The organism is Acinetobacter sp. YH12218, from assembly GCF_013417925.1.
Lineage (GTDB): Bacteria > Pseudomonadota > Gammaproteobacteria > Pseudomonadales > Moraxellaceae > Acinetobacter > Acinetobacter amyesii.
In genome coordinates this window covers 1-9,229 of record NZ_VPDB01000092.1, presented here as the reverse complement: position 1 = coordinate 9,229, position 9,229 = coordinate 1, and the positions used below count along the sequence as shown (strand labels likewise).

The window sequence follows — 9,229 nt, the reverse complement described above, 5'->3', positions numbered from 1 at the left end:
TATAAAGAGTTCCTGTACCGCCATACTGTCAGCGCAGTGCGGTATCGAAAGGTGCAATCTCTAAGATTGCATGGGTCGCAAAGATTCCCCCACCATAGCTCTTAGCTTGGTGGTGGGAGTATGTCAATTTTATCGCTTCTTTCAGGTGTGATGTCTGCACAAAGCTATGCCAATCAGAAGGTTTGTGTGTTCGATTTACTTGGAAAAGCGGGGGAATCTTATAAGCTGATGGAAGAGTGGTCTCTGGCCAGTAAGGCATGGGGAGCACAAGTTCAACTGATTTCATATCAAGATGAATCCAAAGTCGATAAAGATTTTAAAGAAGGGAAATGTGACGCATTTTATATGACCTCGATGCGGGCACGTGCATATAACAAATTTGCTGGTTCGATTGATGCCATTGGCGGTGTACCGAACAATACCATCGCGCAAAAAGCCATCACCTATGTCTTAGATAAGCGGAACAGTAAACGACTGATTACCAATCTAGGCAAAGACAGCTATGAAGTGGCGGGGATCGGGCAAATTGGTTCAGCCTATATTTTTGTCCGTGATCGCAATATCAATAATTTAGAAAAAGCTGAAGGTAAAAAATTTGCCATTTTGCATTATGACTATGCGCAAAAAGTGATGGTTGACCGTGTCGGCGCTGTACCAGTCATGTCGGAAATTTCCAATTTTATTCGCAAGTTTAATCAGGCTGAAGTTGAAATTGTGGCTGCGCCGGCTTATGCCTTTAAGCCACTCGAAATTTCAAAAGGCTTAGGCACTACTGGGGCGATGGTTAATTTTCCTGTGGTGATTGTCACGGCAGACCTGATTATTCGTAATAATAAATTCCCAGAAGGTTTTGCAGAGCCTTCTCGGCAATGGTTCGTTAAGCAATTATCAAAAAGTTTTGCCATGGTAAAACGCATGGAAGCTGAAATTCCTGCCAAATATAAGATGAATCTCAGCAAAGATGATCAGTTGAAATATCAGAAAATATTGCGTGAAGGACGGATGGATTTAACCAAACAGGGGATCTATGACTCCACTATGATGACGGTACTGAAAAAAGCCTGTTGTACGATTGAGCGAACCAATTTCGAGTGTTCAGTGGCGGGTGAATAAGCTTTTTTCTGTATTTCTTTGTAAATTTTGATGCAAACGCTGTAAATGTAAAAAGCCATTTTTGCAAATCTAAGATGATGATTATATTTATAATTTCACTTTGAATAAAAAGTGATATGCATCACAGAAAAACAGAATATGCCAAAATGACATAAATAAATGGAGTAAATGCTCTATTTTTTTTAAATTAACTTGCTTAATATCGGCGTTGTGTAAGGACACCTCTGAACCATAAAAAGATTTGAAAGGAAAATAGAATGAAAAAAACGCTCCTATCATTGGCTACATTTGCTGCAATTGGCTTTGCTGGTTCAGCTCAGGCAGCAAAAGTAGATATCTGTGTATTTGACTTACTGGGTAAGTCAGGTGAGTCATACCAAATGGCTCAGGAATGGGCGCTTGCAGCAAAAGGCTGGGGTGCTGAAATTAACTTAATTCCGCGTCAAGATGAAGCAGTAGCCGACAATGATTTTAAAGCGGGTAAATGTGATGGCGTATTTATGACGGCAATGCGTGCTCGTCAATACAATAAATTTGCAGGTTCGATTGATGCGCTTGGTGGCGCACCGAGCAATGCAATTGCGCAACGTGCGATTACCTTTGCATTAGACCAACGTAATGCTGCAAAAATGGTCAGCAACCTAGGTGGTAAGAAATACGAAGTGGCGGGTATTGCTCCACTGGGTTCAGCATTCATCTTTGTCAAAGACAAAAAAATTGACTCAATTGAAAAAGCAGCAGGTAAAAAGTTTGCAGTATTAGGCTATGACGAAGCACAAAAAATTATGGTGCAACGTGTCGGCGCTCAAGCTGTGGTTTCAGATGTATCTAACTTTGTGGCGAAGTTTAATAATGGTCAGGTCGATATGGTGGGTGCGCCTGCGTATGCCTACAAACCATTAGAGATTTATAAGGGTTTAGGTACCAATGGTGCGATGTTTAACTTCCCAGTTTTACAAGTGACCGCGGACTTTATTATTCGTCCTGATCAGTTCCCAGCAGGCTTTGGTCAAAAATCTCGTGATTGGTTTGTGAAACATTTACCGAAGAGTATTGCGATGATTAACCGTTTAGAGGCGGGTATTCCTGCGAAATATAAACTTAACTTAAGTGCAGAAGATAAAACCAAATATCAAAAATTATTGCGTGAAGGTCGTATGGATATGACGAAACGTGGCATTTATGATGCGGGCATGATGTCAGTATTGAAAAAGGCACGTTGTTCTGTCGATAAAGCCAATTTTGAATGTTCACTTAGCGGCGAATAAACTGATATTTAAAGAAAAAAGCCTGGATTTATCCGGGCTTTTTTTCGCAAATGCACAGGTCATTTTCGCCATTGAGTCAGCAAAATATTCAGGTAATCTAAATTGAAATCGAGGGCTGTGAGTATATTTAATCATACTCCGCATGACCCAAAAATCAAAAAATGGTTAAAACAAAAACAGTAAAAAACAAGGAAAGTCAGTATGAAACAATGGACAAAGGCATTGAGTATTGCTGCTGCGTTAATGGCGGTGAATGGCGTAGCTCAAGCAAAGCAAGTGGTGTGTGTATTTGATTTGGTTGGTAAAAATGGTGATGTTTTTACCCTGATGAGAGATTACCAATTGGCGGCAAAAAACTGGGGCGCAGACATTGAGCTCCGCGTCAGTCAAAATGAAGCGGTGATTGCGGAAGATTTTAAAGCCGGTAAATGTGATGGGATCAGTGTCACAGGTATGCGTGGTCGTCAATTTAATAATTTTACCGGTTCTTTAGATGCGATTGGTGCAATTCCAGATTTGAAACTTGCGGTTAAAGTGATGCAAGGCCTTGCGAGTCCAACGTTTGCAAAGAGCATGGTCAATAGTAAATATGAAGTGGTAGGTGTGATTCCTGTAGGTGATGCCTACCTGTTGGTGAATGACCGTAGTATCAATACTGTCGCTAAAGCAGCAGGTAAAAAAATTGCGGTGCTTGATTATGATGAAGCGCAGAAAATTATGGTGCAACAGGTGGGGGCTCAAGCGGTCAGTGCTGACGTGACCAATTTTGGCTCTAAATTTAACAATGGTCAGGTGGATATTATTGGTGCACCTGCAGCGGTGTTTAAACCCTTGGAGTTACATAAAGGTTTAGGTAGTAAAGGTGCAATTGTTAATTATCCAATTTTACAAGTGACGGGTAATATCATTATTCGCCCAGATAAATTCCCAGCGGGATATGGGCAAAAATCACGTGATTGGGTCAAAACACAATTACCTCGTGCATTCACGATATTAGGCAAAATGAAGTCAGAAATCCCAGCTAAATATTGGATGGATGTTCCAACGGCAGACAAAGCTGGCTATCAAAAAATGATGCGTGAAGCGCGTATTGATTTGACTAAACGTGATATCTACGACAAGCGAATGATGAAATTATTATGGCAATTCCGCTGTAAACAAGACCCGAAAAACTTCGAATGTGCATTACAGGACGAAAACTATAAATAAGTTTTAAATGAATCTTGAGAAAAATACTCTGATTTAACTTTAAACTGTGAAGACTGACCATATATTGAGTATGTTATACTTGAAACATGGTCTTTTCTTTTTAAAGACACCCCAATGACTCAGAGGAATCCATCATGAATGCTCAAGCACTTGTGCTGACTGACAATGCTGCCAATAAAGTACGCCAATTGCGTGACAGTGAAGGTAATCAAGACCTCATGTTACGTGTATATGTGACTGGTGGTGGTTGTTCAGGTTTCTCATATGGATTTAATTTTGCAGAAAGCCAAAACGAAGATGATGCTGAATTTATCAATGAAGACGTGAAAATGTTGGTGGATTCACTTAGTTATCAATATTTAGTTGGTTCAACAGTCGACTATATTGAAGGTTTAGAGGGTTCTCGTTTTGTGGTACAAAACCCGAATGCGACAACCACGTGTGGATGTGGATCTTCATTCTCGATCTAATCACGATGATGAATTGAGCCATAAAAAAGCCCTCATTTTGAGGGCTTTTTTAATGTTTAAAATCGATATTAGGCTTCAAATTTAAGCGCTTCTAACAGATCTAAAATCACTGTAGTTACGTCTTGACTCAATTGATAATTATTAAAAATTTCATAAGCTGTAATGGTGACATCGGTATCACTCGGAAGCAGGCGTTGCTCTTCTTCGATGAGGTCACGGATCGGCAAAAGGGTTTGTTTGACTTGTAAATGCAAGACATCTTTAAACTCAAGATTTTCGTCTTCGAGTTCAATGAGTTGCTCATTAAAAAATGGTAAAAGTACCGCATGGAGATAAGGTTGAATTTCGGTAATATCAAAAAGCTCAATATCACGGGTTTGTTCAATCGTGCTGATGTGGTCATTCACTTCAATTAAGATATGGTAGTAACTCACATTGCTCTCCACGGAAGATGTCATTGATATAAGGGAATTATTGCAGATCAACAATAACATGAAATGCTGATTTTTGTTGGTGAATCCTGCAATATCCTTATAAATTGTATGGTTTTTTATGCTCAGGGCACACTAGCGATAATACAGTAAGCTTTGGTCTGCTGGCATTAGTTTAAAGTTTTCTAATTGTTGCGCGCCCAAGATTGGGTACATTAATGCAGTAGGGTCATTATGGTGAGATAAGCCGAGAGCATGTCCGAGTTCATGGGCAAGGGTGAGGCGTAAATCATCTTCGGCATCAAATTGATAAATCTGAATCTGATCCTCCATAAAGACACCTTTATGAAACTCTCGTGCAGGAAAGCGCTGACTGGCTTGTATCACGCCTGCATTATATTGATCGATTTGCTGGTTATAGCTTGAGACTTGTTGGTTAAATTGATCATTTTGCTGATTAAATCGATCTATTTCTTGGTCTAATTGCATCGCTTGTGCTTTAACTTGCTCAAGTTCTCTTTCAACGCGTTGCATATTGGGGCCTTGTGTATGCTCTATTCGGCTCCAATTCATACGTTCTTGCGACAGCTGTGCGATTTCCGCACGAATCATGGCTTGTTTTGATCGGAGCTGTTGCTCATTCATCTCCAGACCTTTTCTCGAATTTGCTAAGTTCTCGGCATATAAATCATTACGGGCTTTATCTGCGGCTAAGGTATTTTGGACTTGCTTATAGGCATTGTATTGTTCTTGACGATCATCATAAATTAGATGGATTGCCAGTTGTGCATTTGGGTCATAGATAAATAATGGTTTGAGTGTTCCTTTATGCCATATCTCTGCGGCTTCTTCGCTAAGTTGAATGACTTGTTGTTGGCTTAATCCAAAACGCGGATCGACATCAGCAACCCGATAACGCAGTCGGGTATCGAGAGGGTGTAAAAGTCGATCTGAAATTGAATTAAATTTCAGTTGAGGATGCTGCTTGGTTTGAAAGATCCACCAAGTACTCAAAACGATGACAACAATAATTAAAATCAAACGCATAGCGTCGCAAAACTTGATTATTTTACATTAATTTAACCGAAATTTAGCGCTATGCAAATCTAAGTTTAGACAGATTGGCAGTCGAGAAGAATGTGGCTGTTTGAGCTTAAGCGTGTTATTTGAATATTGCCTGATGCAGATAAAATCATCCACAAAAAAACCGCGCTTTCGCGCGGTCTTTTTGAGCTTTGAAAAACTCGGTTAAAGCGACAAATTATTTTTTGTCATCTTTAACTTCAGTGAACTCAGCATCTACAACGCCGTCATCTGCTTTTTGAGCTTGACCTTCAGCGCCTTGGAAAGCGTTAGGATCAAAACCTTCAGCACCGCCTTGACCTTGTGCAGCTTCATAAGCACGTTGAGTGATCGGCATAATGATGTTTTGAAGTGCTTCAGTTTTCGCTTTGATTGCATCTACATCGTTTTCTTTAGTCGCTGCTTCGAGCTCAGCTACAGCAGCATCGATTGCAGATTTCTCATCAGCAGTTACCTGTTCACCAAGATCTTTTACTGCTTTTTGAGCAGAAGAAACAAGTGCATCAGCTTCGTTACGTGCTTTCGCTAATTCTTCAAATTTACGATCTTCTTCAGCATTCGCTTCAGCATCTTTGATCATCGCTTCAATTTCAGCATCGCTCAAACCAGAGTTAGCTTTAATTTGAATGGATTGCTCTTTACCTGTGCTCTTGTCTTTCGCAGATACTTTCAAGATACCATCAGCGTTGATGTCAAATGATACTTCAATTTGTGGCACACCACGTGGAGCAGGTGGGATATCGCCTAATTGGAAGTTACCTAACAATTTGTTTTGTTGAGCCATTTTACGTTCACCTTGGTAAACTGAAATGTCTACAGCAGGTTGGTTGTCAGCAGCAGTTGAGAACACTTGAGATTTCTTCGCAGGAATCGTGGTGTTTTTCTCGATGATTGCTGTTAACACGCCACCCATTGTTTCGATACCAAGAGTCAATGGAGTTACGTCAAGAAGAAGTACGTCAGTTTTATCACCTGAAAGTACTGCACCTTGAATCGCAGCACCCATCGCTACAGCTTCATCTGGGTTCACGTCTTTACGTGGCTCACGGCCGAAGAACTCTTGTACTTTTTGTTGTACAAGTGGCATACGAGACTGACCACCCACCAAGATTACGTCAGAGATGTCAGAGGTTGAAAGACCTGCATCTTTAAGTGCAATCTTACATGGTTCAATTGTACGAGCAACCAATTCAGCAACTAAACCTTCAAGTTTAGAGCGAGTCACGTTGATCACTAAGTGTTTAGGACCAGTCGCATCTGCTGTGATGTATGGAAGGTTGATTTCTGTTGCATTCGAAGAAGAAAGCTCGATTTTTGCTTTTTCAGCAGCTTCTTTTAAACGTTGAAGTGCAAGCGGATCTTGTTTCAAGTTTACGCTTTGTTCTTTCTTGAACTCTTCAACCAAGTATTCAATTAATGCATTATCGAAGTCTTCACCACCAAGGAATGTATCACCGTTTGTAGACAACACTTCGATTTGTTGGTCGCCATCAAGGTCAGCGATTTCAATGATTGATACGTCGAAAGTACCACCACCTAAATCGTAAACCGCAACTTTACGGTCGCCTTCTTTTTTGTCCATACCGAACGCAAGTGCAGCAGCTGTTGGTTCGTTGATGATACGTTTAACATCTAAACCAGCAATTTTACCTGCATCTTTAGTCGCTTGACGTTGAGCATCGTTAAAGTACGCAGGAACAGTAATTACCGCTTCAGTTACTGTTTCACCAAGGTAGTCTTCAGCTGTTTTTTTCATCTTTTTCAAGATTTCAGCAGAGATTTGTTGTGGTGCAAGTTTCTTGTCGTTTACGTCAACCCAAGCATCGCCATTGTCAGCTTTGATGATTTTGTAAGGTACAAGGCCGATATCTTTTTGCACAGCTTGGTCTTGGTACTTACGACCGATCAAACGTTTGATTGCAAATAATGTGTTTTTAGGGTTAGTCACTGCTTGACGCTTAGCAGATTGACCGACAAGGATCTCGCCATCTTTATACGCAATAATAGATGGGGTTGTACGAGCGCCTTCAGCGTTGTCGATTACTTTTACTTTGTCGCCTTCAAGTACTGCTACGCAAGAGTTTGTAGTACCTAAGTCAATACCAATGATTTTCGCCATTTGGATGTTTCCTCTAAAATTCTTTTATTCCCAAACTCTTCCCTTTCTCAAAGGGAAATAAAAAGGGATTTACTTGTTATCCGATATGAGAGCCAATCAAAAAATTTCAAGTAATATTGGTTAAAATTTTTAATTCGTCTCAGAAAATTTGGGTTTATGCACCAACCATAACCATAGCTGGACGTAATAGACGACCGTTTAAGCTATAGCCTTTTTGCAATACTGTCCCAATTTCATTCGATTTGGCATTTGGATCGATGCCCACAGCTTGGTGAAGATCTGCATTGAAACCATTTGCAGTATCCACAGCAACCACACCAAATTTTTCTAAAGTGCTGAGCAATGATTTCAGTGTAAGTTCTACACCTTCAGATAAACCTGATTTTTCATCACCTGCCGCAGCAATCGCGCGTTCAAGGTTATCAACTGACTCAAGCAATTGTTTTGCAAATTTTTCCAGCACAGTATCTTTATGCTTTTCAGATTCGCGTTGAATGCGTTCTACACTTTTTTGCGCTTCATATACGGCATTTGCAGTACGTGCTTTTTCAAGTTTTAAGCTTTCTTCTAAATTGGTGATTTGTGCTTGTAAATCTTCAACTGAAACTTCAGCTTGCTCGTTTTCAGCTTGAGTTTGCTGTTCTGCTTGCTCTTGTTGAAGATCTTGAGCGTCTTGGTTTTGCTCAGTCGCCATTGATTTACTCCGTTTAAATGGGTTCTTAAACATGTTCAGTCCTTATAGCTGTGCGTTCAAACGACATCGATGCGTAACTGCCATGCGTTTTGAATTCATGATTAATAAAAGAAATCGGGGCAGGGGATAAAAATTCAAGCGAAGTCAGCGATTAAATGCAGTTTTTTATTCAAATAAATGGTTTTTCAGCAAAATATCGACTGCAAAATTAAATTCTATGAAAATATAAATTATTGATTTGAATGTATAATCATATTTTGATCGGATTTATAGATTTTCATCATAAATTTTAACGGTTTCTCTTTGTGCCTGAAAATTTGCATAATTTATCTATCGGAAGTGACCATATCCACTGGAGAGAGGGATATGGTGACTACCTCTAGATTTTAGAAACACTTTTCCATGCTGATTTCCCAAGAATCAGCATTTTTTTTGCCTCAAAAAATAGTGGTTAATATTTATACATAAAAACTCTTAGTATCAGTTTTATTAAATATTTCACAAAAAATGATCAGCACAGTATTCTTTGTTTCAGATTCTATCGCTGTAGTTTCTTAATTTATTTCAAATGTGTTTTTCATGGCCTGCTTCTCTCATAAGCAGGCTTTTTTTTGCATGAAATTTATAAAAACAGCCACTTAAGTAACTGAGTTGCAAGTTTTGTTGAACTTTGTTGTATTCAAAAGCTGTGATCACGCTTTATTCAAAAATCATTTATATAGGACTTACGCATTGACGGATTCAAAAAAGTATTAAAATACTTTATAAAGTATCTGTGATCAGACGAATTAAAAATGCTTCTACAGCAACTTGTACTCTACCCATTTATATGGGCTTTCTCA

8 protein-coding genes are annotated in these 9,229 nt (G+C 39.5%); 4 read left to right on the top strand and 4 right to left on the bottom strand.

Annotated features, from left to right (window positions below; translation table 11 throughout):
- The first annotated feature begins 120 nt into the window (after positions 1 to 120).
- The 4 genes from FTV03_RS16110 to erpA all read left to right on the top strand — a co-directional run bounded on the left by FTV03_RS16110 (position 121) and on the right by erpA (position 4,060).
- The gene (locus FTV03_RS16110; protein ID WP_180005537.1) at positions 121 to 1,113 is read left to right on the top strand and encodes a putative solute-binding protein; all 993 of its coding nucleotides are present in this window, start codon (positions 121 to 123) and stop codon (positions 1,111 to 1,113) included.
- Between the two features lie 257 nt (positions 1,114 to 1,370).
- The gene (locus FTV03_RS16105; protein ID WP_180005536.1) at positions 1,371 to 2,381 is read left to right on the top strand and encodes a putative solute-binding protein; all 1,011 of its coding nucleotides are present in this window, start codon (positions 1,371 to 1,373) and stop codon (positions 2,379 to 2,381) included.
- A 201-nt stretch (positions 2,382 to 2,582) separates the two neighbouring features.
- Positions 2,583 to 3,590, top strand: coding sequence for a putative solute-binding protein (locus FTV03_RS16100; RefSeq protein ID WP_180005535.1), 1,008 nt, complete (start codon positions 2,583 to 2,585; stop codon positions 3,588 to 3,590).
- 134 nt (positions 3,591 to 3,724) lie between these two features.
- Positions 3,725 to 4,060, top strand: coding sequence for an iron-sulfur cluster insertion protein ErpA (gene erpA, locus FTV03_RS16095; RefSeq protein WP_078189499.1), 336 nt, complete (start codon positions 3,725 to 3,727; stop codon positions 4,058 to 4,060).
- Between the two features lie 68 nt (positions 4,061 to 4,128).
- On the opposite strand, the gene FTV03_RS16090 is transcribed toward erpA, so the two are convergent.
- The 4 genes from FTV03_RS16090 to grpE form a co-directional block, all read right to left on the bottom strand.
- The gene (locus FTV03_RS16090; RefSeq protein WP_168379524.1) at positions 4,129 to 4,506 is read right to left on the bottom strand and encodes a hypothetical protein; all 378 of its coding nucleotides are present in this window, start codon (positions 4,504 to 4,506) and stop codon (positions 4,129 to 4,131) included.
- Between the two features lie 120 nt (positions 4,507 to 4,626).
- On the bottom strand, positions 4,627 to 5,538 hold the full coding sequence (locus FTV03_RS16085) for a matrixin family metalloprotease (RefSeq protein ID WP_180042176.1): 912 nt from the start codon (positions 5,536 to 5,538) through the stop codon (positions 4,627 to 4,629).
- Positions 5,539 to 5,752: 214 nt separating this feature from the next.
- The gene (gene dnaK, locus FTV03_RS16080) at positions 5,753 to 7,693 is read right to left on the bottom strand and encodes a molecular chaperone DnaK (protein ID WP_078194438.1); all 1,941 of its coding nucleotides are present in this window, start codon (positions 7,691 to 7,693) and stop codon (positions 5,753 to 5,755) included.
- Between the two features lie 154 nt (positions 7,694 to 7,847).
- Entirely contained in the window at positions 7,848 to 8,387 is a 540-nt protein-coding gene (gene grpE, locus FTV03_RS16075; RefSeq protein ID WP_111885723.1) for a nucleotide exchange factor GrpE, read from the bottom strand.
- Positions 8,388 to 9,229 lie beyond the last annotated feature (842 nt).

Coding starts and splice junctions, on each gene's coding strand:
- FTV03_RS16105 (WP_180005536.1), top strand. CDS start 1,371: ATGAAAAAAACGCTCCTATCATTGGCTACATTTGCTGCAATTGGCTTT.
- FTV03_RS16100 (WP_180005535.1), top strand. CDS start 2,583: ATGAAACAATGGACAAAGGCATTGAGTATTGCTGCTGCGTTAATGGCG.
- grpE (WP_111885723.1), bottom strand. CDS start 8,387: ATGGCGACTGAGCAAAACCAAGACGCTCAAGATCTTCAACAAGAGCAA.
- dnaK (WP_078194438.1), bottom strand. CDS start 7,693: ATGGCGAAAATCATTGGTATTGACTTAGGTACTACAAACTCTTGCGTA.
- FTV03_RS16110 (WP_180005537.1), top strand. CDS start 121: ATGTCAATTTTATCGCTTCTTTCAGGTGTGATGTCTGCACAAAGCTAT.
- erpA (WP_078189499.1), top strand. CDS start 3,725: ATGAATGCTCAAGCACTTGTGCTGACTGACAATGCTGCCAATAAAGTA.
- FTV03_RS16085 (WP_180042176.1), bottom strand. CDS start 5,538: ATGCGTTTGATTTTAATTATTGTTGTCATCGTTTTGAGTACTTGGTGG.